This window comes from Pseudomonas sp. NFACC42-2, from assembly GCF_900116055.1.
GTDB lineage: Bacteria > Pseudomonadota > Gammaproteobacteria > Pseudomonadales > Pseudomonadaceae > Aquipseudomonas > Aquipseudomonas marginalis.
In genome coordinates this window covers 1-22,874 of sequence record NZ_FOZO01000030.1, presented here as the reverse complement: position 1 = coordinate 22,874, position 22,874 = coordinate 1, and the positions used below count along the sequence as shown (strand labels likewise).

At 60.8% G+C, this 22,874-nt stretch carries 19 protein-coding genes and 6 tRNA genes; 10 read left to right on the top strand and 15 right to left on the bottom strand.

Annotated features, from left to right (window positions below):
• The first annotated feature begins 116 nt into the window (after positions 1-116).
• The gene (locus BM416_RS29040; protein ID WP_092490273.1) at positions 117-1,925 is read left to right on the top strand and encodes a di-heme-cytochrome C peroxidase; all 1,809 of its coding nucleotides are present in this window, start codon (positions 117-119) and stop codon (positions 1,923-1,925) included.
• Positions 1,922-3,088 carry a catalase family protein gene (locus BM416_RS29035; protein ID WP_092490272.1) on the top strand — a complete coding sequence of 389 codons (1,167 nt, stop codon included), beginning with the start codon at positions 1,922-1,924 and terminating at the stop codon, positions 3,086-3,088. The genes BM416_RS29040 and BM416_RS29035 overlap by 4 nt, the downstream gene beginning before the upstream one ends.
• 338 nt (positions 3,089-3,426) lie before the next feature.
• On the opposite strand, the gene BM416_RS29030 is transcribed toward BM416_RS29035, so the two are convergent.
• The 4 genes from BM416_RS29030 to BM416_RS29015 all read right to left on the bottom strand — a co-directional run bounded on the left by BM416_RS29030 (position 3,427) and on the right by BM416_RS29015 (position 3,946).
• Positions 3,427-3,503, bottom strand: a tRNA-Asp gene (locus BM416_RS29030).
• Between the two features lie 19 nt (positions 3,504-3,522).
• Positions 3,523-3,598: transfer RNA gene (locus BM416_RS29025), tRNA-Val, on the bottom strand.
• Positions 3,599-3,774: 176 nt separating this feature from the next.
• A tRNA-Asp gene (locus BM416_RS29020) sits at positions 3,775-3,851 on the bottom strand.
• A 19-nt stretch (positions 3,852-3,870) separates the two neighbouring features.
• A tRNA-Val gene (locus BM416_RS29015) sits at positions 3,871-3,946 on the bottom strand.
• Between the two features lie 159 nt (positions 3,947-4,105).
• Between BM416_RS29015 and rdgC the strand changes: the two genes are divergently transcribed.
• The 3 genes from rdgC (at position 4,106) to sugE (ending at position 6,505) form a co-directional block, all read left to right on the top strand.
• Complete coding sequence (gene rdgC / locus BM416_RS29010; protein ID WP_065939896.1) at positions 4,106-5,026, top strand: recombination-associated protein RdgC; 921 nt, start codon at positions 4,106-4,108, stop codon at positions 5,024-5,026.
• 91 nt (positions 5,027-5,117) lie between these two features.
• Entirely contained in the window at positions 5,118-6,083 is a 966-nt protein-coding gene (locus BM416_RS29005) for a bile acid:sodium symporter family protein (protein WP_092490271.1), read from the top strand.
• Positions 6,084-6,190: 107 nt separating this feature from the next.
• Entirely contained in the window at positions 6,191-6,505 is a 315-nt protein-coding gene (gene sugE / locus BM416_RS29000) for a quaternary ammonium compound efflux SMR transporter SugE (RefSeq protein WP_092490270.1), read from the top strand.
• 59 nt (positions 6,506-6,564) lie between these two features.
• Here the strand turns inward: sugE and BM416_RS28995 are convergent, their stop codons facing one another.
• The 3 genes from BM416_RS28995 to BM416_RS28985 all read right to left on the bottom strand — a co-directional run bounded on the left by BM416_RS28995 (position 6,565) and on the right by BM416_RS28985 (position 10,933).
• On the bottom strand, positions 6,565-8,439 hold the full coding sequence (locus tag BM416_RS28995) for an MFS transporter (RefSeq protein WP_092358557.1): 1,875 nt from the start codon (positions 8,437-8,439) through the stop codon (positions 6,565-6,567).
• 57 nt (positions 8,440-8,496) lie between these two features.
• Positions 8,497-9,645 carry a TDT family transporter gene (locus BM416_RS28990; protein ID WP_092490269.1) on the bottom strand — a complete coding sequence of 383 codons (1,149 nt, stop codon included), beginning with the start codon at positions 9,643-9,645 and terminating at the stop codon, positions 8,497-8,499.
• A gap of 88 nt (positions 9,646-9,733) precedes the next feature.
• Positions 9,734-10,933 carry an MFS transporter gene (locus BM416_RS28985; protein WP_092490268.1) on the bottom strand — a complete coding sequence of 400 codons (1,200 nt, stop codon included), beginning with the start codon at positions 10,931-10,933 and terminating at the stop codon, positions 9,734-9,736.
• 91 nt (positions 10,934-11,024) lie between these two features.
• Here BM416_RS28985 and BM416_RS28980 point away from each other — a divergent pair, with 91 nt between their 5' ends.
• The gene (locus BM416_RS28980) at positions 11,025-11,564 is read left to right on the top strand and encodes a TetR/AcrR family transcriptional regulator (RefSeq protein WP_092490267.1); all 540 of its coding nucleotides are present in this window, start codon (positions 11,025-11,027) and stop codon (positions 11,562-11,564) included.
• Positions 11,565-11,692: 128 nt separating this feature from the next.
• Here BM416_RS28980 and BM416_RS28975 read toward each other — a convergent pair whose 3' ends face one another.
• The 4 genes from BM416_RS28975 to BM416_RS28960 form a co-directional block, all read right to left on the bottom strand.
• A complete protein-coding gene (locus BM416_RS28975; protein ID WP_012723134.1) occupies positions 11,693-12,472 on the bottom strand; it encodes an ABC transporter permease in 780 nt (259 codons plus the stop codon).
• A complete protein-coding gene (locus BM416_RS28970; protein ID WP_027607098.1) occupies positions 12,469-13,401 on the bottom strand; it encodes an ABC transporter ATP-binding protein in 933 nt (310 codons plus the stop codon). The genes BM416_RS28975 and BM416_RS28970 overlap by 4 nt, the downstream gene beginning before the upstream one ends.
• Before the next feature lie 134 nt (positions 13,402-13,535).
• The gene (locus BM416_RS28965; RefSeq protein WP_092490293.1) at positions 13,536-14,153 is read right to left on the bottom strand and encodes a glutathione S-transferase family protein; all 618 of its coding nucleotides are present in this window, start codon (positions 14,151-14,153) and stop codon (positions 13,536-13,538) included.
• A 56-nt stretch (positions 14,154-14,209) separates the two neighbouring features.
• Positions 14,210-14,869 carry a transglutaminase-like domain-containing protein gene (locus BM416_RS28960; protein WP_092490266.1) on the bottom strand — a complete coding sequence of 220 codons (660 nt, stop codon included), beginning with the start codon at positions 14,867-14,869 and terminating at the stop codon, positions 14,210-14,212.
• Between the two features lie 191 nt (positions 14,870-15,060).
• Between BM416_RS28960 and BM416_RS28955 the strand changes: the two genes are divergently transcribed.
• Together BM416_RS28955 and BM416_RS28950 are read left to right on the top strand one after the other, a co-directional pair.
• Positions 15,061-17,508, top strand: coding sequence for an acyl-CoA dehydrogenase (locus tag BM416_RS28955; protein WP_092490265.1), 2,448 nt, complete (start codon positions 15,061-15,063; stop codon positions 17,506-17,508).
• Positions 17,509-17,583: 75 nt separating this feature from the next.
• Positions 17,584-17,991: a PA2817 family protein gene (locus BM416_RS28950; protein WP_053128652.1), complete on the top strand. Its 408-nt coding sequence runs from the start codon at positions 17,584-17,586 to the stop codon at positions 17,989-17,991.
• Between the two features lie 67 nt (positions 17,992-18,058).
• Here BM416_RS28950 and BM416_RS28945 read toward each other — a convergent pair whose 3' ends face one another.
• Positions 18,059-18,991 (bottom strand): LysR family transcriptional regulator, encoded by a 933-nt coding sequence (locus BM416_RS28945; RefSeq protein WP_092490264.1) that lies wholly within the window; start codon positions 18,989-18,991, stop codon positions 18,059-18,061.
• A gap of 89 nt (positions 18,992-19,080) precedes the next feature.
• On the opposite strand from BM416_RS28945, the gene BM416_RS28940 reads away from it, so the two are divergent.
• Positions 19,081-19,707 (top strand): alanyl-tRNA editing protein, encoded by a 627-nt coding sequence (locus BM416_RS28940; protein ID WP_092490263.1) that lies wholly within the window; start codon positions 19,081-19,083, stop codon positions 19,705-19,707.
• A gap of 147 nt (positions 19,708-19,854) precedes the next feature.
• On the top strand, positions 19,855-21,594 hold the full coding sequence (locus tag BM416_RS28935) for a dipeptidase (RefSeq protein WP_092490292.1): 1,740 nt from the start codon (positions 19,855-19,857) through the stop codon (positions 21,592-21,594).
• A 64-nt stretch (positions 21,595-21,658) separates the two neighbouring features.
• Here BM416_RS28935 and BM416_RS28930 read toward each other — a convergent pair whose 3' ends face one another.
• The 3 genes from BM416_RS28930 to BM416_RS28920 form a co-directional block, all read right to left on the bottom strand.
• On the bottom strand, positions 21,659-22,396 hold the full coding sequence (locus BM416_RS28930) for a hypothetical protein (protein ID WP_092490262.1): 738 nt from the start codon (positions 22,394-22,396) through the stop codon (positions 21,659-21,661).
• Between the two features lie 144 nt (positions 22,397-22,540).
• Positions 22,541-22,616 (bottom strand) — tRNA-Gly (locus tag BM416_RS28925).
• Positions 22,617-22,619: 3 nt separating this feature from the next.
• Positions 22,620-22,695: transfer RNA gene (locus BM416_RS28920), tRNA-Glu, on the bottom strand.
• Positions 22,696-22,874: the final 179 nt, after the last annotated feature.

Sequence of the window (22,874 nt, the reverse complement as noted above, 5' to 3'; positions counted from 1 at the left end):
AGCTCGCGACGGATCGCGGGACCGCCTCTCATCTGACTCATGGCCACTTGCCGCACCCGTGGCGTAGTGGCATAACAACGCGACCACTCGACAAGGCCGAGACAAGGATAGCCATCTTGCGCATTTTTTCCCGTGTTTTACTGCTGATACTCATCGCGCTGGGCCTGATCCTGGCCGTGGTGCTGTACTACACCGTCAACCCCAGGCTGCCCGACTACGTGCCGGTGGAACAGGTGCGCTACCAGGACCAATGGAGCGCCGCCGACCGCCAGACCTATTACTTCACGCCCCAGGGCACCCAAGTAAAAGGCCTGCACTACAACTGGTTCACCGCCCTGGAACTGCCGTTCTCCGAGCGGCGTTTTGCCACGCCGGAGTACCTGGCCCGCTTCGGTTTCCTGGTGGACCCCAAGCAGGTGCCCACCAGGCAAAACCCCGGCAACCTGCCCGTGGGCTTCGCCCGGCACAAAAACGCCGACAGCAACGTCGAGTACCTGGATATCACCTGTGCCGCCTGCCATACCGGCGAATTGCACTTCAAGGGCCAGGCCCTGCGTATCGACGGCGGCTCGGCCCAACACGTACTGCCTTCCAGCGTACCCACCTTGCGCGGTGGCAGTTTCGGCCAGGCCCTGGTCGCCAGCCTCGCCGCCACCTACTACAACCCGTGGAAATTCGAGCGGTTTGCCCGCCAGGTGCTGGGGGATCGCTACGATGCCGAGCACAGCCAGTTGCGCGAGGACTTCAAACAGTCGCTGAACCAGTTCCTCAAGGTCGCCTGGAACGACACCCACCGCGGCCTCTACCCCACCGAAGAAGGCCCGGGCCGCACCGACGCCTTTGGCCGGATCGCCAATGCCAGCTTTGGCGATGCCATTTCCCCAGACAACTACCGCGTCGCCAATGCGCCGGTGGACTACCCGCAACTGTGGGACATCTGGACCTTCGACTGGGTGCAATGGAACGGCTCGGCCCAGCAACCCATGGCGCGCAATATCGGTGAAGCCCTCGGTGTAGGCGCGACATTGAGCTTTTTCGACGCCGCCGGCCAACCGCTTCAGGGCGATGCGCGCTACCCGTCGAGCGTCAGGGTGCGTGACCTCAACCGGATCGAAGAAACCCTGCAACGCCTCAAACCACCGACCTGGCCCGAGGATTTGTTCGGTCCCGTCGACAAGCCCCTCGCCGCCCAGGGCCGTGCGCTGTTCGCCGAGAACTGCGCCGGCTGCCATGTGCCGGCCGTCACCGAGGAACATGGCCGCCCGGTGCAGCAGCTGAAAATGCTGCCGGTGGAGTACATCGGCACCGACCCCGGCACCGCCAGCAACATTGCCGACCAGCGCTATGACCTCAGTGCCCTGCAGTGGGACCCGGCGGAACTGGCCAAGCTCAATGTCGAACTGCACCCCACCCCCACCGAGCCGCTGGACCTGAAGAAAATGTCCGTGGCCAAGGGCCTGGCCTACGTCACCGCCTTCGTCGAAGACCACGCCTACCGCGCCGCCGGCGTCACCGCGGCCGAGCGCCCGCGCCTGGATGGCTACGGCCTGCCCATTGGCGTGCGCGAGTTGCGTGCCTACAAGGCCCGCCCGCTGGCCGGTGTATGGGCGACCCCGCCGTTCCTGCACAACGGCTCGGTGCCGACGATCTACCAGTTGCTCTCGCCCCAGGACGAGCGCAGCACCACCTTCTATAAAGGCACCTTCAACTACGACCCGCGTCACCTGGGCTTTGAGACCGCAGCGTTCAAGAATGCCTTCCTGTTCGATACCAAACTCACCGGCAACCACAACAGCGGCCACGAATTCCGTGCCGGCAAGCGTGGCAATGGCGTTATCGGCCGCAGCTTGCTGCCGCAGGAACGCTGGGCACTGCTGGAATACCTCAAAGTGCTGGGCGGCCCGCTGGAGCAACAACTGCCATGATGATCCGATCTCGATACGACCAACCTTCGCTGCTTGCCCGCCTGTGGCTGCGCCTTGGCCGGTTTCTCGGCAAGACCCTGTTGTGGCTGGTGGGCCTGGGCCTGCTTGGCTGGCTGGCGAGCACGGCCTGGTTTGCCTGGCAGCACAGCGGGCCGGTGTCGCCGGACGAGCAGATCCCTGCGGGTGAAGCGGCAATGACCCAGGGCATTATCCAGACCGCCGTGCGCATCGTTGACCAGCATCGCGAAGGCACGCGCTACCTGCGCGATGCCCACGCCAAGGCCCATGGTTGCGTGAAAGCCGAAGTCAGTGTGCTGGCCGATCTCGACCCGGCGTTGCGCCAGGGTGTATTTGCCGAACCAGGCAAGACCTGGCAGGCCATGATGCGGTTGTCCAACGGCAACGCCTACCCGCAGTTCGACAGCATCCGCGATGCCCGGGGCATGGCGCTCAAGCTGTTGGATGTGCCGGGCAAACAATTGCTCGCCGACCAGCAGGCCCGCACGGAACAGGACTTCGTGATGTTCAGCCACCCGAATTTCTTTGTCAGCGATGTGGCGGAGTACGCGCAGAACATCGGCGCCCAGGCGGATGGCAAGAAAGTCCTGGCGTTCTTCCCCAAGGCCGACCCGCGCAGCTGGCAGGTGCGTCACCTGTTTATCGCCCTGGCAACCCTGGCACCCGCACCGGCCAGCCCGACACAGACCACCTATTTTTCGGTATCGCCCTACAAGTTCGGCGCGGCCAATGCCAAGTTCCGTGTGGCGCCCGACCCACAGAGCTGCCCGGAATACGCCCTGCCCAAGCAGAACCAGGACCTGCCGAACTTCCTGCGCAGCGCCTTGAGCCAGCAGCTGTCCACCGATCGCGTGCCGGCGTGTTTCGTGTTGCAGATCCAGCGGCAGAACCCGCAGAAATTCATGCCGATCGAAGACACCAGCATCGAGTGGAAGGAGAGCGATGCGCCCTACGAGAGTGTGGCCAGGGTGCGGATCCCGGCCCAGGACTTCGATACGCCCGAGCAGAACCTGGCGTGCGACAACCAGTCGTTCAACCCATGGTTTGGCGTGGCCGAGCATCGGCCCATCGGTGGCATCAATCGCTTGCGCAAGGCGGTGTATGAAGCGGTCAGCGATTACCGCCACAGCCGCAACGCCCCGTAAAGACTGCGTAACAATGGGCCCGGCGTCGTAAGGATTGCGTCGGGTCTATTGAGGCGCTTTCGCCGCAACTCTACCGTGGACGCCTACTCCATCACGTAGGAAGCCCATCGTGGAAAGCTCAACCCTAGGCATGATCGTCCTGACCATAATCGCCGTGTTCGGCACTGCGTCTTTTTGCTTTGAGCACTTGGCCACGCGCCAGCCGCGCAAGAAAAAGGTCAGGTAGCGTCAGGGCGACGCCAAGGCGCAGAAAGGTCAAATCGCAGGCCAAAAAAAGCCCGCTCATTGAGCGGGCTTTCTGTGGTGACCTGGCGTTCAGTGGGCCAGGTGACCGAATATGGCGCAGCGGACGGGACTCGAACCCGCGACCCCCGGCGTGACAGGCCGGTATTCTAACCGACTGAACTACCGCTGCGCGTAACACGTGAAGCGAATGGTGGGTGATGACGGGATCGAACCGCCGACCCTCTGCTTGTAAGGCAGATGCTCTCCCAGCTGAGCTAATCACCCTTCGTTTCGGTGTGGGCGCATCATACACCAAAAAATCGTAATGTCTTGATTTAAATGCAATTTATTCAAAAAAAGTTCGCCGTACGATTTTTTGCCATATTCCGGACAGCAAAAAGCCCGCGATCAGGCGGGCTTTCTGTGGTGACCTGGCGTTCAGCGCTCCAGGCTACCGAATATGGCGCAGCGGACGGGACTCGAACCCGCGACCCCCGGCGTGACAGGCCGGTATTCTAACCGACTGAACTACCGCTGCGCGTAACACATGAAGCGAATGGTGGGTGATGACGGGATCGAACCGCCGACCCTCTGCTTGTAAGGCAGATGCTCTCCCAGCTGAGCTAATCACCCTTCGTCTCGGTGTGGCGCGCATTCTACGGAGCGACCCTGGGTCTGGCAAGCACTTTCTTAAATCTTTTTTTTGAGGCCTTCCAATGGCTTAGGCAGGGTTGGCCTGGGGCGCTATCAAGAGAATAATGCCCCCCTTTGTATAAAGGAGAGACTCACCCCATGTGGTTCAAGAACCTGCTTATCTATCGCCTGACCCAAGATCTGCCTGTTGATGCCGAGGCGTTGGAAGCGGCCATGGCCACCAAACTGGCGCGCCCTTGTGCCAGCCAGGAGTTGACCACCTACGGTTTCGTCGCGCCTTTCGGTAAAGGCGAGGACGCTCCCCTGGTTCACGTCAGCGGTGACTTCCTGCTGATCGCCGCCCGCAAGGAAGAACGCATCCTGCCGGGTAGCGTGGTGCGTGACGCGCTGAAAGAGAAAGTCGAAGAGATCGAAGCCGAGCAAATGCGCAAGGTCTATAAAAAGGAACGCGACCAGATCAAGGATGAAATCATCCAGGCCTTCCTGCCCCGCGCCTTTATTCGTCGCTCGTCGACCTTTGCCGCCATCGCGCCGAAACAGGGCCTGATCCTGGTGAACTCGGCCAGCCCGAAACGCGCCGAAGACCTGCTCTCCACCCTGCGTGAAGTGATCGGCACCCTGCCGGTTCGCCCACTCACCGTGAAGACCGCGCCCACGGCCATCATGACCGACTGGGTCACCACCCAGAAACCGGCCGCTGACTTCTTCGTCCTCGATGAATGCGAACTGCGCGACACCCACGAAGACGGCGGCATTGTGCGTTGCAAGCGCCAGGACCTGACCGGCGAAGAAATCCAGTTGCACCTGACCACCGGCAAGGTCGTGACCCAGCTGTCCCTGGCCTGGCAGGACAAGCTGTCCTTCATGCTCGACGACAAGATGACCGTCAAGCGCCTGAAGTTCGAAGACCTGCTGCAAGACCAGGCAGAACAGGACGGTGGTGAAGAGGCCCTGGGCCAACTGGACGCCAGCTTTACCCTGATGATGCTGACCTTCGGCGACTTCCTGCCGGCGTTGATCGAAGCCCTCGGCGGCGAAGAAACCCCGCAAGGCATCTAAGCCGTGTGAAGAACAAATTGTGGGAGGGGAATTGCCCCCTCACACATTTGATCGCATTTGCACTTCAAGCATCTAACAACAAGGACACCCCATGCGCGCACTCGCCGCCTTGAGCCGCTTCGTCGGCAATACCTTCGCCTACTGGGTGTTGATCTTCGCCGTTGTCGCGTACCTCGAACCCAGCTGGTTCATCGGCCTGAAAAGCGCCATCGTCCCGCTGCTGGGCCTGGTGATGTTCGGCATGGGGCTGACCCTCAAGCTTGAAGACTTCGCCGAAGTCGCTCGCCACCCGTGGCGCGTGGCCCTGGGCGTAGTCGCACATTTCGTGATCATGCCGGGGGTGGCCTGGCTGCTGTGCCAGGCCTTTCACCTGCCGCCGGAAATTGCCGTCGGCGTGATCCTGGTCGGTTGCTGCCCAAGCGGCACCTCCTCCAACGTGATGACCTGGCTGGCCCGTGGCGACCTGGCGCTGTCGGTGGCCATCGCCGCCGTCACCACCCTCCTCGCCCCGCTGCTCACCCCGGCGCTGATCTGGCTGTTGGCCTCGGCCTGGTTGCCGGTGTCGTTCATGGAGTTGTTCTGGTCGATCCTGCAAGTGGTGCTGCTGCCGATCGTGCTCGGCGTGGTCGCGCAACGCGTGCTCGGCGAGCGGGTCCGCCATGCGGTGGATGTGCTGCCCCTGGTGTCGGTGGTCAGCATTGTGATCATCGTCGCCGCGGTAGTCGCGGCCAGCCAGGCGAAAATTGCCGAATCGGGCCTGCTGATCATGGCTGTGGTGATGCTGCACAACAGCTTCGGCTACTTGCTGGGCTACTTCACCGGCCGTGTGTTCAAACTGCCAGTGGCCCAACGCAAGTCGTTGGCACTGGAAGTGGGCATGCAGAATTCCGGCCTGGGCGCCGCCTTGGCCAGTGCGCACTTTTCGCCGTTGGCGGCAGTGCCCAGTGCGTTGTTCAGTGTCTGGCACAATATTTCCGGGGCGTTGCTGTCGACGTATTTCCGGCGCATGAGCGAGAAGGAAGATCGCCGCGTACTGGAGAACACGCCGCAAACTTGATCGCATGATCAATTTTCGGCACTCTACCGAGCTTCGCGGGGACGACCTCGCGACGCTGTCGAGGCGCACAATCCGGGGACGACCCCGCCTATGGAAGCGAGGTCATCATGTCCTGGATCATTCTGTTTTTTGCCGGTCTGTTCGAAGTCGGCTGGGCCGTCGGCTTGAAGTACACCGACGGTTTCAGCAAGCCGCTGCCCACTGTCCTGACGATTGCCGCCATGGCCATCAGCCTCGGCCTGCTGGGGCTGGCCATGAAAGAACTGCCCCTGGGCACCGCCTACGCCATCTGGACCGGCGTGGGCGCGGTGGGCACAGTGATTGCCGGGATTGTCCTGTTCGGGGAGTCCATGGCGCTGTTTCGATTGGCCAGTGTGGCGTTGATTATCTGCGGGCTTATTGGGCTCAAGATCAGCGCTTAGGCCGCTACCGCCATCGGGGGGGGCAAGCCCCCGATGAGGCCGGTACATCCAGCACAGAACTACCTGACACTCCCCCGCAAAACACCCACCACCGCCTGCAACTGCGCAGGCGTAGCCGCCTCCACGGCAACAGGCTCACCCGCCACCAATACCACCCGCGACCAGATCCGATGAAAGAAGCCCTTGTGCGGATCGCGGCTGAAGAAACTCCCCCACAGCCCCTGCAACGCCATCGGAATCACCGGCACCGGCGTCTCCTCCAGGATGCGTGTCACCCCACCACGGAACTCATTCATCTCGCCATCCGCCGTCAATTTGCCTTCCGGGAAGATACACACCAACTCCCCGTCCTTCAGGTACTGGGCAATGCGCGTGAAGGCCTTTTCGTAGATCTGGATGTCTTCATTGCGCCCCGCAATCGGAATCGCCCCGGCGGTGCGGAAGATAAAGTTCAGCACCGGCAAACGGTAGATCTTGTAGTACATGACAAAGCGAATAGGCCGACGCACCGCGCCACCAATCAACAATGCATCGACAAACGACACGTGATTGCACACCAGCAACGCTGCGCCTTCGTCCGGGATCAGGTCGAGGTTGCGATGCTCCACGCGGTACATGGAGTGGCTGAGCAGCCAGATCATGAAGCGCATGGTGAACTCGGGGACGATCTTGAAGATGTAGGCGTTGACCGCGATGTTGAGCAGCGACACCACCAGGAACAACTCCGGGATCGACAGCTTGGCCACGCTCAGCAGCAGGATCGACACGATCGCCGAGACCACCATGAACAGCGCATTGAGAATGTTGTTGGCGGCGATCACCCGCGCCCGCTCGTTCTCGGCGGTACGCGACTGGATCAGTGCGTACAGCGGCACGATATAGAAACCGCCGAACACCCCCAGGCCAAGGATATCGAACAACACCCACCAGGCCTGGCCGTAGCTGAGCACCGCGAGCCAATCGTTGGCCTGGACGTTCTGCGGGAAGCCACCGGAATGCCACCAGAGCAGCAGGCCGAACACCGTCAGGCCGAACGAGCCAAACGGCACCAGGCCGATTTCCACCTTACGCCCGGAGAGTTTTTCGCAGAGCATCGAGCCCAGGGCGATGCCCACCGAGAACACCGTGAGGATCAGGGTGACCACGGTTTCATCGCCGTACAACCATTCCTTGGCGTAGGCCGGGATCTGCGTCAGGTAGATCGCGCCGACAAACCAGAACCACGAGTTACCGACAATCGAGCGCGACACCGCGGGCGTCTGCCCCAGGCCCATGCGCAGCGTGGCCCAGGACTGGGTGAAGATATTCCAGTCCAGGCGCAGTTGCGGCGTGGATGCGGCCGCCCGTGGAATGCTGCGGCTGGCCAGGTAACCCAGCACCGCCACGCCGACAATCGCCACCGCCACGATCGGCGCGTAATGGGTGGACGACATCATGATCCCGGCGCCAATGGTGCCGGCCAGGATGGCCAGGAACGTGCCCATCTCCACCAGGCCGTTGCCGCCTACCAGCTCATCTTCGTGCAGGGCCTGGGGCATGATCGAGTACTTCACCGGACCGAACAGCGCCGAGTGGGTACCCATGGCAAACAACGCCAGCAACATCAATTCCAAATGGTTGAACAGGAAGCCTGTGGCACCGACGGCCATGATCACGATCTCGCCGATCTTGATCGCACGGATCAACGCATCCTTGTTGAATTTCTCGCCAAACTGCCCGGCCAGCGCCGAAAACAGGAAGAACGGCAGGATAAACAGCAAGGCGCACAGGTTGACCCAAATGCTGCGGTCACCGTCGATGGTGAGCTTGTAGAGAATCGCCAGGATCAGCGATTGCTTGAAGATGTTGTCGTTGAAAGCGCCCAGCAACTGGGTGATGAAAAACGGCAGGAAGCGCCGTGTGCGCAGCAAGGTGAATTGTGAGGGGTGGCTCATCGTCCGTGTTCCTGCGTGGCCTAATAGTTATCAGGCCACGACTTTACCTAACTCCGCTTACTTATTCCCTAGTCCTGCAATGCACGGCGAAACAAAAAGCTCTCCTTTATAAGCACCCTGCACGGTGCGCTTGGCCACGATCAGCCACATCAGCGCCAACGCCACCACCAGCAGGCTACCGAAGGCGCTGAAGAAGCCCAGGTGCAGCAGGCTCGCCAGCTTCAGCGTGGCCAGGGCGTACACCCCCAATGGGAAGGTAAAGCCCCACCAACCGAGGTTGAACGGGATACCGCCGCGCAGGTAACGCAGGGTGATCAATACCGCGATCAGCATCCACCACAAGCCGAAGCCCCACAGGGTGATGCCTGCGACCAGGCCGAGCCCATTGGCTATTTCACCCACGCCGGGCAAGCCATTGGCGGCAAAGATCGCCGGAGCATCGCCGCCCAGCAACAACATGCCCAGGGCACCGGTACCGATCGGGCCCAGCGCCAGCCAGCTCGACGCCGCCATGTTGGCGTGGGGCAGTTTGTGCAGGGCCATGCGCAACATCAGGATGGTCAGGATGCTGAACGCCACCGGCAGGGAAAACGCCCACAACACATAGCTGGTCACCAGCATCACCAGTTGCGAATGAGCGTCCGCCAGCTGCGGCGCGAGCAAGCCGCCGCTGACTGCAGCGACTTCGGCCGCCACCACCGGCAGCAACCAGACCGCAGTCATCTGATCGATGCTGTGTTCCTGGCGGGTGAACATCATGAAGGGAATCAGCACACCGCAGGCCAGGGCCATCGCCACATCCAGCCACCACAGGGCTTCGGCCAACGCAATCACATCGGCGCCCCAACGCGGCAGGCCAAACAGCAGCAAGCCATTGAGAATGGTCGCCAGGCCCATGGGGATAGTGCCGAAGAACATCGAGACCGTAGAGTGCCCGAAAATCCGCCGCGCCTCGTGGAAAAACATCACCCAGCGCGCGGTATACAGGGCACTGAACAGAATGAACAGACCAATGGTGAACCACCACAGTGCTTCGGCAATGGCCTGCACACCTGGCAGGTTGACCGGCCATTGCGCCAGGGCCAGCGCCAGCACGCCGGTGCCCATGGTCGCGGCGAACCAGTTGGGGGTAAATTGGCGAATCACTTCCCGAGGCCGGGTCAGGTGACTGAAGGGTTTGTAGCTGATGGTCGTCGAGCAGTTCATGATGGCAATCCTCTTCCTCGCATGAGGTTGAGGCCATGGTAGAACCTGATCGAATATCTATATAACGGGTAATATCTCTAACTGTTATCTACTTTACAGATATGCAGGCCGCCTTGGATTTTGCCGAATCCTGCAGCAGCAAGGCGACCAACGCCCCGAGGGCCAGCAGGATCAGTACAGCGCCGTAACCGTCGGTGGTGGCGATCAGGCCAAAGCGGCGAATCAGGTTGCCCGCCAGCAGCGAAGGCAAGCAGAACGCCAAATAACTCAGCACATAGAATGCCGACATCAAGCCTGCCCGTTCATGGGGCAAGGCCAGTGGCACCACACTGCGCAATGCGCCGAGAAAGCCGGCGCCAAAGCCGCTGCCGGCGATCAACGTGGCGATAAAAAACAGCGGCAGGCTGGCGCTGTGCACCGCCGTAAGGATCAGCGCCACCCCCACCGCCAGCAGCGTCGCGCCCAGGCGCAGGACCTTGCTGGCCGGGCGATTGCGCAGGGTGAAGATCATCAGCGCCCCGCTCAACGTCAGCACCGCCACCAGGCCGCCACCGATAAGGTTCGATGTAGAGCCTGTCGCCGCCCGTACCAGCGACGGCGCCAGGGACAGGTAAAAGCCACCCATCGCCCACACCGCCACGTCCACCGGCAAAGACAGCCACAACGCGCGACGCGCCTGGGGCGGCACATGCAGCGTGGGGCGCAGCGAGGCCAGTGCACCGGGAATGCGATCAACGGTTTCCGGCAGGCGCCACACATACAGCGCCTGCACCAGCATCAGCGCCAGCAGCGTCCAGTAGATCAACTGCGTCGGCAGTGGCGCGAACTCCGCCAGCACACTGCTGCCCATCGCCCCGCACGCCATGCCCAGCAGCGGCGCCACGCTGTTGACCAGCGGCCCCTGCTGGCGGTCGGTGTCGAGCAAGGCTGCCCCCAGCACCGCCGTGGCCATGCCGGTGGCAAACCCTTGTACGGTACGCGCGGCGATCAGCCAGGCCACGCTGTCTTCATTGATAAACAGCAGCATCGCCAACATATTCAGGACCAACGCCGTAAAAATCACGGGCCTGCGTCCCAGGTGGTCCGACAGCGAGCCCACGGTCAACAGCGCCACCAACAGGCTCAAGGCGTACACGCCAAAGATCAGCGTGAGCGTGCCCGCCGAAAAATGCAGGCCCTCCTGGTACAGGTGATACAACGGAGTCGGCGCACTGGAAGCGGCGAGAAACGTCAGCAACGTGACCGCGAGGAACACCAGGCTGGAACGATGAGAAGTGAGGCTGGACATGGGCACGCTCCGCTAAAGCTAATATTTTGCTTTTGCGGAGTGTGCTACCCGCCGGCGCTTAAAGCAAATTCTTTGTGTTAAGGTCGCAAGCATGGCGATAAAAGAAGGCCTCCGCCCGGGGGGCCGCAGTGCCCGGGTACAGGAATCGGTCCACTCGGCCGTGCGTGAATTGCTCGAAACCCATGAGCGCTCCAGTGTCACGGTGCCGATGATTGCCGCGCGCGCAGGCGTAACGCCCTCGACTATCTACCGGCGCTGGGGCGACCTCTCGGTGCTGCTTGCGGATGTGGCCCTTGCGCGTATGCGCCCCGACAGCGAGCCCGCCAACACCGGCAGCCTGCGTGGCGACTTGCGGGCGTGGGCCGAGCAATACCTGGATGAGATGAGTTCGGAGCCGGGCCGCAACATGATGCGCGACCTGCAATGCAGGGGGACGCCGGGCTACTGCGTGAGCATCTTGAGTGGGCAGCTCCAGGCGATTGTCGACCGTTATCCGCACCAGGCGCCACCGAGCGTGGACCACTTGATCAATCTGCTGGCAGCGCCGACGGTGTTTCGTATTCTGTTCTCAAGCGCGCCGCTGAACGTTGAAGAACTGCACACGCTGATCGAGCTGGCACTGAAAGCCTGAAGACGTGACACAAAAACCAAATGTGGGAGGGGGCTTGCTCCCGATAGCGGTATGTCAGTCAGCTTATCTGTAGCTGACACATCGCAATCGGGAGCAAGCCCCCTCCCATATTTTTTGACCGCGTTTTATCAGGTACGCATCCCGCGCCCGCTCACCAGCAGCTTCGCGCAACCGATATACAACACCACCGTCGCCACCAGCATGAAGGTGATCGCCACGCTGATCTTGATATCCGACACGCCCAGGATGCCGTAGCGGAAGGCGTTGACCATGTGCAGCACCGGGTTGGCCAGCGACACGGTCTGCCAGAACGGCGGCAGCAAGGTGATGGAGTAGAACACCCCGCCCAGGTAGGTCAGGGGCGTCAGCACGAAGGTCGGGATGATCGAAATATCATCGAAGTTGCGTGCGAACACGGCGTTGATAAACCCCAGCAGCGAGAAGATCGTCGCCGTCAGCACCACCACCAGAATGGTGACGCCGAGGTGATGCACCTGCAGGTGGGTGAAGAACAGTGACAGCAGCGTCACGATCACGCCCACCATCAAGCCGCGCAGTACGCCACCCAAGGTGTAGCCGATCAGGATGGTGTGGGGCGACACCGGCGAGACCATCAGCTCTTCGATGGAGCGCTGGAACTTGCTGCCGAAGAAACTGGAGACCACGTTGCCGTAGGAGTTGGTGATCACCGACATCATGATCAGGCCCGGCACGATGTACTCCATATAGGTGAAACCACCCATGTCGCCGATCTGCCGGCCGATCAGGTTACCGAAGATCACAAAGTACAACACCATGGTGATTGCCGGCGGCAGCAGGGTCTGCGGCCAGATCCGGGTAAAGCGCTTCACTTCGCGGTAGACGATGGTCTGCAGTGCGACGAGGTTGGGTTGCAGCTCAGAACTCATACCGCCACCTTCGTCAGATTTTTCTCCACCAGGGACACGAACAACTCCTCAAGGCGATTGGTTTTATTACGCAGGCTCAGCACGTCGATGTTCTGCGCCGCCAACTGGGTGAACAACGCAGTGATGCCCATGGCTTTATCCACCTGGACTTCCAGGGTATGGCTGTCCACCAGGCGGCTGGGGTAGCCGAGCAGTTGCGGTGGTGCCGACAGGTTGTTCTTCAGGTCGAGCAGGAAGGTTTCCACATGCAGTTGGCCCAGCAGGTTACGCATGCTGGTGTTCTCGACGATGGTGCCGTGGTCGATGATGCCGATGTTGCGGCACAGCTGCTCAGCCTCTTCCAGGTAATGGGTGGTGAGGATGATGGTGATGCCCTTCTCGTTCAGCTCGGTGAGGAAGGTCCACATCGAACGGCGCAGTTCGATATCCACGCCGGCGGTGGGCTCATCGAGGATCAACAGGCGCGGTTCATGCACCAGCGCACGGGCGATCATCAGGCGACGCTTCATGCCACCGGACAGCGAACGGGACGGCACGTCGCGCTTGTCCCACAGGCCCAACTGGGTCAGGTATTGCTCGGCGCGCTCCTTGGCAACTTTCGCCGGGATGCCGTAGTAACCAGCCTGGGTCACGACAATGTCGAAAGTCTTTTCAAACTGGTTGAAGTTGAATTCCTGGGGCACCACACCGATGGAACGCTTGAGCGCCGCCGGGGATTTGTCCAGGTCATGGCCGAAGATATTCACCGTGCCGCTGGTCTTGTTGACCAGGGTGGAGAGGATACCGATGGTGGTGGATTTGCCGGCGCCGTTGGGGCCGAGCAAGGCGAAGAAGTCACCTTCGGCAACGTCCAGATCGATACCACTCAGGGCCTGGAAACCGTTGCCGTAGGTTTTGGTTAGCTGCCGGATGGACAGAGCGGAACTCATATCGGAATACGCACCAAAGAAGGGAATAGAAAGAGTAGATGAGGGCGCAGCGCACGTAGTTCAACGGCGGCGCATGACAGGCATGGTGCTTGCCCGCGCCGCACAAGTACAGTCACCTGTATTAATAGTCAGTATTAAGTCAACGCGGTCATGACCGCCTTGCGGTAGGCCGGGCGCTGTTGCAGGCGCTGGTACCAGGCCTCCAGATGGGGCATCGCAGGGCGCTCGATGGGCATCTCGAACCAGGCGTAGATAAAGCAGCCGAGGGGAATATCACCCATGCCGAAGGTCTCGCCCGACAGGTAAGGCTGCTCGGCCAATGCATCGTCAACGGTGCTCAGTGCATCGATACAGGCCTGACGCCCGGCGTTGATGCTGTCCCAGTTCTGCTTCTGCGCCGGGGTGCGCACAACGCCCCAGAACACGGCCTTGAACGGCTCGGCGAGGGTCGAGGTGGTCCAGTCCATCCATTTTTCGGCGCTGGCACGCGCCTGCAGGTCGCTCGGGTACAGCGCCGACGCGTGCTTGGCGCAGAGGTAGCGCACGATGGTGTTGGACTCCCACAACACAAAGTCGCCGTCCTCAATCATCGGTACCCGGCCATTCGGGTTCAATGCCCGGTATTGCGGCGTGTCCACCACGCCAAAAGCCCCGCCCGCATCAATTGCCTCATAGTCCAGGCCGAGTTCCTCGGCGCACCACAGTGCTTTCCTGACGTTTGATGAATTTTTACGACCCCAGATCTTCAGCATGACCGCGCCTTTTTGTTGATGAACATAGCTGGATGAACGCAGCAGCATACGCCGGTTCACCCGCGGCTCAAATCGCTCTGCAAGTCGCCTAACAAGGTCGGCATCTGTTCGGCAAACAGGTGCGGGTAACATTTCTCCAGATAGGCGAAGAAGAAATCCTCGGGCACATCGGGAAACTGCCCATGGTCCACCACATACTCCATCGAGCGCTGCCCCTGGCGATTGAACGCATGGAATACGCTGTCGTTGATCCCGTCGAAGTCCAGCGGTGGTACGTCGAACACATCACAGAGTTGGCGGTTGAACGCCGGCGTCGCCTTGACCCAGCGACCGTCCAGGTAAAGCTCGGTGTAGCCATGCATGGCGAACACATCGCTTTTGAGCAATGCGATCAGGCGCGGTGTCGACAGGTGATTGCGCACATCCGCAAGACCGATGCGCGCCGGGATGCCGCAGTGACGGGCGCAGGCGGCGAGCAAAGTGGCCTTGGGCACGCAATAGCTTTCGCCGGCGGCCAGGGCAAAGCTGGCGCTGAGGCTGCCGGGGTCGCGGCTGAAGGTGTAGGGGTTATAGCGAATCGCCTCACGCACGGCGTAATAGAGACTGACCGCCTGGTCACGTAAATTCGCGCTGGCGCCGCGGTGTTTTTCGGCGAACTCCACCACCGCAGGGTGGTCACTATCGATGAAGCGGCTGGGACTCAGATACGTATCCATGAGCTTGATCTCCGAAGGAAGCCTGGAGTTTAACGACAGGTCCGCCACGGAGATAACGACGATTCGGCCAAATGTCGGCGCCTGATGCCAGGTGTTCCCAGTACAACTCGTAACACCCTGATCACCCCGCTTGTTCGGATGCCGACTAAGCTCCCTGGTGGTTTCGCCCCTGGTTTCACGGAGGATTGAATATGCTGTTGTTGTGGATACTGGTTCTGGTGGTCGGCATTGCCTACCTGGCACATCGCCGCGTCGCCCCCCTGCCCGCCCTGGGCGTGGTCGCCGTTTACCTGCTGGCGATGGGCGCCTGGAGCCATGCACCGGGTTGGCTGCTGCTGATTTTCTGGGTATTGATCGCTGTGGTGGCCGCGCCCTTGCTGCTGCCGGACCTGCGCCGCCAATACTTCACCAAGCCGCTGTTCAGCTGGTTCCAGAAAGTCCTGCCGCCGATGTCCGAGACCGAGCGCGACGCCATCGACGCCGGTACAGTGTGGTGGGACGGCGAACTGTTCAGCGGTCGTCCCGACTGGGACAAGCTGCTGGCCTACCCCAAGGTCCAACTGACCGAGGAAGAACAGGCCTTTATCGACGGCCCCACCGAAGAACTCTGCGCCATGGTCAGCGACTGGGAAATCGGCCAGGCCATGGACCTGCCGCCAGCCGCGTGGGAGCACATCAAGACCCACGGTTTCTTCGCCCTGATCATTCCCAAGGAATATGGCGGCAAGGGCTTCTCCGCTTATGCCCACTCCCAGGTCGCGATGAAACTCGCCACCCGCAGCGGCGACCTGGCCTCCACCGTGATGGTGCCCAACTCCCTCGGCCCGGCCGAATTGCTGTTGCATTACGGCACCGACGAACAACGCAACCACTACCTGCCACGCCTGGCGCGTGGCGATGACATCCCATGCTTCGCCCTCACCGGCCCGCTGGCCGGCTCCGATGCCGGTGCGATGCCGGACACGGGGGTGATCTGCAAAGGCGAATGGGAAGGCAAGGAAACCCTCGGCCTGCGCCTGAACTGGGAAAAACGCTACATCACCCTTGGTCCGGTCGCGACCCTGCTGGGCCTGGCCTTCAAGGCCCACGATCCAGACCACCTGCTGGGTGAAGAAGAAGACCTGGGCATCAGCCTCGCACTGATCCCTACCGACACCCCCGGTGTGGAAATCGGCCGTCGCCACCTGCCCCTCGGTGCCGCGTTCATGAACGGCCCCAACTCCGGCAAGGACGTGTTCATCCCCTTGGAATACCTCATCGGCGGCCAGGAAATGCTCGGCAAAGGCTGGATGATGCTGATGAACTGCCTGTCGGTCGGCCGTTCGATCTCCCTGCCCGCCGTGGGCACCGGCGCTGCCAAGTTCACCAGCCTGGTCACCGGCCAGTACGCCCAGGTGCGCGAGCAGTTCAACGTACCGCTGTCAGCCTTCGAAGGTATCCAGGAAGCCCTGGCGCGCATCGGCGGCAACGCCTGGCTGATGGACAGCGCACGCATGCTCACCGCCAATGCCGTGGACCTTGGGGAAAAACCCTCGGTGCTGTCGGCGATCCTCAAGTATCACCTGACCGAACGCGGCCGCGAGTGCATCAGCCACGCCATGGACGTGCACGGCGGCAAGGGCATCATCATGGGCCCGAACAACTACCTGGGCCGCAGCTGGCAGGGCGCACCGATCTTCATCACCGTGGAAGGCGCGAACATCCTCTCGCGCAACCTGATGATCTTCGGCCAGGGTGCCATCCGCTGCCATCCGTTCGTGCTCAAGGAAATGGCGTTGGCCGGGCGTGAGGACCACGATCAGGCGCTGAAGGAGTTCGACGGACTGCTGATGCAACACATTGGCTTTGCCGTGAGCAATGCCGCCAGCACCCTGGTGCTGAACCTCGGCGTGGGGCACTTCGAGAAAACCCCGGGCAACCGTTTGAGCCAGGGTTATTTCCGCGCATTGAACCGCCAGGCTGCCGCGTTCGCGCTGCTGGCAGACCTGAGCATGATGCTGCTGGGTGGCGAGTTGAAACGCCGCGAACGCCTGTCGGCACGCCTGGGTGACGTGCTGAGCCATATGTACCTGGCGTCGGCGGCACTCAAGCGTTACCACGACCTGGATTCGCCGGATCACCTGGAACCGCTGTTCGCCTGGGCCATGGAAGAAAGCCTCGGCGAGTCCGAGCGTGCGTTGGATGAGCTGCTGAGCAACTTCCCGAATAAAGTGCTGGGCTGCCTGCTGCGGGTGATTGTGTTCCCGTTCGGGCGTCGCCATACCGGTCCGTCCGATGTGCTGGATGCCGAAGTGGCCGCGGTGATTGGCCGCGCCAAAGGCGACCCGACCCTGGAAGAATTGCTGGCCGGCTGCTACCGCCCACAATCGGCAGAAGATCCAGTGGGCGCGCTGCAACACGCCTACGACCTGCTGGGTGCCAGCCACCCGCTGCAGAAAAAACTGCATGCCGCGCTCAAAAGCGGCCAGGTCAAACCGACTGCCGGCGAGCATGCCATCGACGCCGCGCTGCAGGCCGGTGTGCTGCAACCGGCGGAAGCGCATACCTTGCGTGATGCCGAAGCGGCACGGCGCAAGGTGATCGACGTGGATGATTTCAGCAAGGAAGAGCTGGTACACGCTGAAGGTAAAGTCCGCTGAGTCCGGCGGTCATATAAAAACGGGCGCGAGAGGCATATACTCTCGCGCCCGTTTTTGCTTTAGAGGACTTATCTCGTGTCCAACGTCGTTGCCGATCATCTCGTCTTGCTCGACCACCTGCGCAGCATCCTGGTTGCCGTCGGCGAAGCCGAACAGGTGCCCGAGGAAAGCCACACCCTGTTCCTGGAGCGCTTCGACGAACTGCGCGCCCTGCTGCCGATCGACCCGATCGAAAGCCAGTACCTGGGCCAGGACCTGATGAGCCAGGTCATCCTGCGCTACCCACAGATCGCCCACCTGGTCCCGCGCGACCTGCTGTGGTTCTTCGGCGGCGATTGCCTGCACTTCATGCCCGACGAAGAACTGGACCTGTACCAGGCCCTGGAAGAACGTCGCTTTGAAGCCGAACAGAATGAAGAACCGTTCGACTGGAACCAGGAAAAGCAGCTGCTGGCCATGCCGCAGGACCAAAGCAAACACTGATTTTTCCAGGCACCGCAGAACTGTATGTGGGAGCGAACAAGCCTCTCCCACATTTTCCACCGCCCACCTATCGTCGGCGCAACGTCGGCTCCCTCGCCATGCACTCCACCAGATAATCGATAAACACCCGCAGCTTCGGCGGCAGGTAGCGCGTGGGCGAATGCAACAACCACGCCTCGCCATGGTAGGACGCAATAAAGTCCCACCCGGGCAGCACCTGTACCAAGCGCCCCTCCTCCAACGCATGACGCGCGGTGAAATACGGCAAGCTGCCAATTCCCACATGCTGCAACACCGCATCCAGCCGAACGCCGGTGTGGTTCGCCGCATAACGTCCACGCACGCCGACCGTCACCGCCTTGCCGCCCTGGTGGAATTTCCAGCGCGAATCCCCCGGGGTTTCACCGAGATAGATGCAACTGTGCTCCAGCAAATCATGGGGATGACTCGGCGTGCCATGCTCGGCCAGGTACTGCGGTGTCGCGCACAGCAAGTGCTCGATGGGCAATAGCTGTCGCCCGACGAGCCCCGGTGGCGGACTGTCGGTGATGCGAATGCTCAGGTCGACATTGTCGTCGATCAGGTCTACATGCCGGTCTTCAAGGATCAGCTGCACATCCACCCTGGGATAACGCCGCAGAAACTCCGGCATATGCGGATGCACCACAAACCGCCCGACCGCCTTCGGCACACTGACCCGCACCAGGCCCTCGGCCTCGTGGGTGAACTGGCCGCTGATTTCCATCACTGAGCGCGCCGCGCTGACCATCTCCCGGCAGCGCTTGAACACCTCCTCACCGGCTTCACTCAGGCGCAATTTGCGCGTGGTGCGTTGCAGCAAACGGGTGGCCAGGGCCTTTTCCAGGCGCGAAATACTGCGGCTTACCGCCGACGGCGAAACGCTCAACTGCCGCGCCGCTTCGGAGAAGCTGCCGGTCTCCACTACCTTGACGAAAATCGCCATTTCGCCCAGCAGCGGCAAAGGAAGATTGATGCTCATGACGCACAGGTCCATTGATAATTGAGTGGATTATCACCTATCTAGGCACTATTTATACTTCCCGCAGAACCCTGATGCGGATGTAGAAAATGACCGAGCGCCTGTTTTTCACCCATGACCACCTGACCGCCGAGCTTGAAGTACTCAGCTGCACCCCCTGCGAGGGCCAGTTTGCGGTCGTTTTGCAGTCGACGATTTTCCATCCCCAAGGCGGTGGCCAGCCGTTCGATACCGGCTGGCTGGGCGACAGCCAGGTGCTGCGAGTCACCCAGGAAACTGATCGCGTGGTGCACTATGTCAACCAACCGGTGGAACCGGGGCCCATCACCGCGCGGGTGGACGAACCGCGTCGTGCCCTGCATACCCGCCTGCATTCCGCCGGGCATTTGATCGGCAACGCTGGCGAGACCCTGGGTTGGATGCCGATCAAGGCGCACCACTGGCCAGGGGAAGGCAAGATCACTTTTATCCGTGGCGAAACCGCGCAAGCCATGGACGCCGAGATCATTCAACGGCAGATCAACCAATGGATCGCCGCCGACTATCCGCGCCATATGGCCCTGGACGACGGCACCCGCGAAGTGGGCTTCGGTGATCTGCCCACCTACGCTTGCGGCGGAACCCATGTGCAAACGCTGAGCGAGTTGGGCCAGGTAACGATCCTGGCACTTTCGGAGAAAAAGGGCGCGTTGTCGGTGCGTTACAGCCTGGACTAAAGCACAGGGTCGAGGATGCTATCGAGTTTTTAGATAAGCCTCCCAGTGGTCTCCCGGGCACACCTTGGCAGTGGTAGTGTGTCGAAATATTTCTGACATGTTGATCAGGAATCCCCTATTTCCCTTTGCAAAGGAATGCCCCTGACCATGCACTTTCGACTCAAGCAATTGGCGGCTGCCACCCTGTTCGCGGCCGGCCTTTCGGTGATGACCACGCCTGCCTTTGCCAACATCACCCCAGAGCAAAGCACGGCGATTCTGAAGAGCTTCAGCGAAACGTCTGTCACGGATTTCCGTGGTTTCCTCGGCACCCTGGCCAAAGGCGACCTGGGCAAGGCCGACGACGTAGGCCCGGCGATCGGTGCCTTCCTCGATAACAAAACCCTGACCGCCGACCAGCAGAACGAGATCCATCGCCTGCTGGGTATTTATACCCGAGTGAAATACGGCAAGGCCGCCCTCGACACCCTGCGCGAACTGGTGGAAATCCCGACCTTCAACGTGGACGGCATGCCGCAGTACAAAAATCCGGAATTCATCCGGATTGCCGACAAGATCCAGGCCCTGGCCAAGACCTTCAACCTGAACTTCCGCAACGTCGACAACCGCGTGTACGAGATTTCCCTGGAAGGCAGCGGCGACGAAGTGGTGGGCATCCACGCCCACGCCGACGTGGTGCCGGTGACGCCGGAGAACTGGGTGTTGAAAGACGGCACCAGGCTCGACCCGTTCAAGGTCACGCTGATCGGCGACCGCATGTATGGCCGGGGCACCGAGGATGACAAAAACGGCATCGTGGTGGCGATGTACGCCATGAAGGTGATCAAGGAAGAAAAGTTGCCGCTGGCACGCAACTTCAAGCTGCTGGTGGACACCACCGAAGAAACTTCCGGCGACGCGATCCCCTATTACTTCGAACGCAACCCGACGCCACAGTACAACCTGGCGCTGGATGGCGGCTACCCGGTGGTGATTGCCGAAAAAGGTTACGGCACTGTCATGGCCACCTTCCCGCGTCGCAAAGGGGAAGGCAAAGGCGCGGAAATCATCGCGATGACCGGCGGCATGGCCACCAACCAGATTCCCTCGGCCTCGGTTGCCACGTTGATCAGCGACACGCCGGCCGAACTGGCCGCCAGCCTGCAAAAAGCCGGCGCAGAGTATGCCAAACGCAACGGCGGTGACTTCGAAGTGACAGCCAAGGTGGTCGGTAAAGAGGTCAAGCTGACAGTGACCGGGGTTTCCGCGCACTCCTCCGAGCCCGAATCCGGTATCAACCCGGTGTCGCGCATGCTGGAGCTGATCCACAGCATCGACGGCACGATCGCCCTCAAGCACAACCACATCACCGACGCGGCCCGTTATGCCTCGGACAACTGGGGCCTGGATTATCTGGGCGGCAAATTGGGCGTAGGTTTCTCGGATGATTTCATGGGGCCGCTGACCACCTCGCTGACCTTTGTCGGCCTGGATGACAAAGCCTTCAAGCTGGCGGTGAACCTGCGTGTACCAAAGGGCAAATCGCCGGAGAAACTGAAAGCCGAGATTTCCGACAAGTTGAGCGCCTGGGACAAGCAAACCAAGGTCAATGTGGGCTTCACTTACTCGGTCGCCGAACCGATGTACCGCAACCCGGAAGGTGAGTGGGTGAAGGCCTTGTTGGCCGTGGCCAGCGAAAACCTCGGTATGGAGCACAAATTCGGCACCTCAGCCGGCGCGACGTCCGTGCATGAACTGCCCAATGGCGTGCAATTCGGCCTGGCGCGGCCGGAAGTGAAATACACCGGGCACACCGACAATGAGTTCAAGACGGTCGACCAGTTCTTGCTGGATCTGCAGATCGTCACCGAAATGATGGGGCGTATCGGACAGTTGCCGAAGCTCTGACAGCGATTGAAGTGTGCGCAAAAAAACGCCGATCAGTGATGATCGGCATTTTTATTCAGGTTCTTCATGCGCCCAGGTATCGCTTGCGCTCCTGCTCCCGCTGCAACATGTCCAGGGGTGGGTAGTAGATATACAGGGAAGACTCGATGGCAAACCATGCCGACGCCAACATTACCCCGCCCGCTACCACGACCATGCTGGCCAGAAACAGCCCCGTATCACCCAGTACATGCATGGCCGAGAAAATCAGCGAACCAGTGCCGAATCCAAAATATGGCACCGCCCAATCCACGACGGACAGCACCAAACAACCAAACACCAAGTGCGCGACTTTGTTCATCATCAACCGGTGCTGTTCTCGCAACTGCACATGCCGCTGATACCAGCTAAGCAGGAAATCACTGTTTTCCTTCAGTGCCAGGTCCAGAACGTCGTTGGCCCACACATAACCGCTCCCCCTTGAAGGAGGTGTATAGGCATCACCCAAGAGCTTTGGAAAGGCCATTCGCAACCTTGTGCCGATCCCACGAACGATTTCCGTCAACAGCGGCAGAACGAAAGACACCACCAGCGCAAAAGAGGCAGCGGTGACCGCCAGGAATCCCAAGTCAGCAAGCAATGCGTCGCTGCTGGTCGTCCATTCCACCAAGGGCGTCCGGGTATGGATTAGCAAAGCGATATCAAGAAACAGCACAACGCTGACAAAGCGCATTGCCCAATGGAAATCCCATGCTTTTTCCAAGGCGCTGATACCCAATGGGGCGACCTTGGTTTCACCGGACGATTGAGAAGTTTCTGCCATCACGCGTGCTCCTTGAACTCAAACGCCAGACTATATCTCGAACACGCCAGGATCTGAGCCAGGAAGATGACAGGTTCAGGCAGATGAACAAATAACGCACAAACAAAAACGCCGATCATCACTGATCGGCGTTTTTGTTGAATATGGAGCGGGAAACGAGACTCGAACTCGCGACCCCGACCTTGGCAAGGTCGTGCTCTACCAACTGAGCTATTCCCGCAAATGGCGTCCCCTAGGGGACTCGAACCCCTGTTACCGCCGTGAAAGGGCGGTGTCCTAGGCCACTAGACGAAGGGGACACGCTACTGAAACACATGGTGTGTATTTCAGTGCCCAGAGGCCTCGTCCGAAGACTTGGTCCTGGTTTCACTCAGTGCCGCCCCAAGGCCACACTGCTTGTAAATTGGAGCGGGAAACGAGACTCGAACTCGCGACCCCGACCTTGGCAAGGTCGTGCTCTACCAACTGAGCTATTCCC

What these genes read in the sequence shown, in the direction of transcription:
- BM416_RS28960 (WP_092490266.1), bottom strand. Translation starts at nt 14,869, where the DNA reads ATGGATACGTATCTGAGTCCCAGCCGCTTCATCGATAGTGACCACCCT.
- BM416_RS28965 (WP_092490293.1), bottom strand. Translation starts at nt 14,153, where the DNA reads ATGCTGAAGATCTGGGGTCGTAAAAATTCATCAAACGTCAGGAAAGCA.
- BM416_RS28945 (WP_092490264.1), bottom strand. Translation starts at nt 18,991, where the DNA reads ATGAGCATCAATCTTCCTTTGCCGCTGCTGGGCGAAATGGCGATTTTC.
- BM416_RS28985 (WP_092490268.1), bottom strand. Translation starts at nt 10,933, where the DNA reads ATGTCCAGCCTCACTTCTCATCGTTCCAGCCTGGTGTTCCTCGCGGTC.
- sugE (WP_092490270.1), top strand. Translation starts at nt 6,191, where the DNA reads ATGTCCTGGATCATTCTGTTTTTTGCCGGTCTGTTCGAAGTCGGCTGG.
- BM416_RS28930 (WP_092490262.1), bottom strand. Translation starts at nt 22,396, where the DNA reads ATGGCAGAAACTTCTCAATCGTCCGGTGAAACCAAGGTCGCCCCATTG.
- BM416_RS29035 (WP_092490272.1), top strand. Translation starts at nt 1,922, where the DNA reads ATGATGATCCGATCTCGATACGACCAACCTTCGCTGCTTGCCCGCCTG.
- BM416_RS28975 (WP_012723134.1), bottom strand. Translation starts at nt 12,472, where the DNA reads ATGAGTTCTGAGCTGCAACCCAACCTCGTCGCACTGCAGACCATCGTC.
- BM416_RS29005 (WP_092490271.1), top strand. Translation starts at nt 5,118, where the DNA reads ATGCGCGCACTCGCCGCCTTGAGCCGCTTCGTCGGCAATACCTTCGCC.
- BM416_RS28980 (WP_092490267.1), top strand. Translation starts at nt 11,025, where the DNA reads ATGGCGATAAAAGAAGGCCTCCGCCCGGGGGGCCGCAGTGCCCGGGTA.
- BM416_RS28990 (WP_092490269.1), bottom strand. Translation starts at nt 9,645, where the DNA reads ATGAACTGCTCGACGACCATCAGCTACAAACCCTTCAGTCACCTGACC.
- BM416_RS28995 (WP_092358557.1), bottom strand. Translation starts at nt 8,439, where the DNA reads ATGAGCCACCCCTCACAATTCACCTTGCTGCGCACACGGCGCTTCCTG.
- BM416_RS28940 (WP_092490263.1), top strand. Translation starts at nt 19,081, where the DNA reads ATGACCGAGCGCCTGTTTTTCACCCATGACCACCTGACCGCCGAGCTT.
- BM416_RS28955 (WP_092490265.1), top strand. Translation starts at nt 15,061, where the DNA reads ATGCTGTTGTTGTGGATACTGGTTCTGGTGGTCGGCATTGCCTACCTG.
- BM416_RS28935 (WP_092490292.1), top strand. Translation starts at nt 19,855, where the DNA reads ATGCACTTTCGACTCAAGCAATTGGCGGCTGCCACCCTGTTCGCGGCC.
- BM416_RS28970 (WP_027607098.1), bottom strand. Translation starts at nt 13,401, where the DNA reads ATGAGTTCCGCTCTGTCCATCCGGCAGCTAACCAAAACCTACGGCAAC.
- rdgC (WP_065939896.1), top strand. Translation starts at nt 4,106, where the DNA reads ATGTGGTTCAAGAACCTGCTTATCTATCGCCTGACCCAAGATCTGCCT.